This window comes from Okeania sp. SIO2F5 (assembly GCF_010692685.1).
In the GTDB taxonomy this organism is placed as follows: domain Bacteria; phylum Cyanobacteriota; class Cyanobacteriia; order Cyanobacteriales; family Microcoleaceae; genus Okeania; species Okeania hirsuta.
In genome coordinates, this window is record NZ_JAAHGU010000307.1 from 1 (window position 1) to 1,405 (window position 1,405).

Here is a 1,405-nt window from a genome sequence, read left to right on the forward strand (position 1 = left end):
ATTGACATCCTCCCGACGCTGCTCTACGAGACAGCGCGGGATTCTCCAACATCACTGATGGGGGCTTTCTGCTTCAATGCACCCGCCTTCGGGGATTTACTCCCTTCAGGTCTTACAGTCGCTCCACAGACTGACACTGCCTGCCCGGCAGCCTTCTTGGTGGGCGTTCCCTTGCGTCTATCGCCGACGCGGGTTCCCATCCGCAAAATGTTTATACTTGCATTAATATCTCTATCATGGTGAGCTGTACATTCTGGACAGTCCCACTCTCTAATATCTAAAGGTAGTTTATCTACCACATACCCACAATTAGAACAACGCTTGGAACTGGGAAAATATCTATCAATTTTAATTAATTCCCGGCCGTACCATTCTGCTTTGTACTCTAATTGTCTGACTAATTCTCCCCAGTTAGCATCACTTATTGCTCTTGCTAGCTTATGGTTCTTGACCATGTTTTTTACTGCCAAGTCCTCAACTACAATAGTTTGATTTTCTCTAATAAGTTGGGTTGTCAGTTTATGGGTATAGTCTAGCCTGGAATCTTTAATTTTTGCGTGTATCTTGGCTACTTTCAGTCTAGCTTTTTGATAGTTATTAGACCCCTTAGTTTTCCTCGATAGAGACTTTTGAGATAATCTGAGTTTTTTATACAGTTTATTAAAATATTTAGGGTTGTTAACTTTTGTACCATCGCTTGTGGCAATCAGACTACTAATACCTACATCTACACCTACTCTTTTTTTGAGTGGCTTGAGTTTTAAATCTCTGTTGTCGTTAAACCTTAAGGATACTGACCATCTATTAGATGGGTCAAGTTTAACTGTTATTGTAGTAGGACTGCAACCTAGGGGTAGTTGTCTACTCCATCTAATTGGTAATGGTTTACTACATTTAGCTAGATATACTTGACCATTTTTCCATTGAAATGCACACTTTGTGAATTCCGCACTACCTCCGTGACGTTTTTTCTTAAAGTTAGGGTATTTAGTACGTTTATTGAAAAAGTTAGTAAAAGCTGTCTGTAAATGTCTTAAACTTTGCTGTAATGGTACACTACTTACAGATGTGAGAAAGTTTAAGTCTTCCTGCTTTTTCCAAGAACTCAGCATGGCCGAAGTTTGCTTGTAGCTTACACGCTCCTGTTTCTCGTACCAAGCTTGAGTTCTAATAGCCAAAGCTTTGTTGTAGATTAGTCGCACACAGCCTAAAGTTCTCCGCAACAAGTTTTCTTGTTCTGGAGTAGGATAGAACCTAAATTTGTATGCTTTCTCGACCATCTATTGCTAGGGAATTAACTTTTCACAGTTTTAACACATTGTTTGTGAAATATCAACATTGATTGCGATTCATCCCGACGCTCCCCTTCGGGAGAGCGCGGGTCTTCTCGCAACACTTTGATAAA

1 protein-coding gene is annotated in these 1,405 nt (G+C 40.4%); it reads right to left on the minus strand.

Annotation, left to right across the window (positions count from 1 at the left end; genetic code table 11):
- Nucleotides 1–23 precede the first annotated feature (23 nt).
- A complete protein-coding gene (locus F6K27_RS33175; RefSeq protein ID WP_287280514.1) occupies nt 24–1,280 on the minus strand; it encodes an RNA-guided endonuclease TnpB family protein in 1,257 nt (418 codons plus the stop codon).
- Nucleotides 1,281–1,405: the final 125 nt, after the last annotated feature.

What these genes read in the sequence shown, in the direction of transcription:
- F6K27_RS33175 (WP_287280514.1), bottom strand. Translation starts at nt 1,280, where the DNA reads ATGGTCGAGAAAGCATACAAATTTAGGTTCTATCCTACTCCAGAACAA.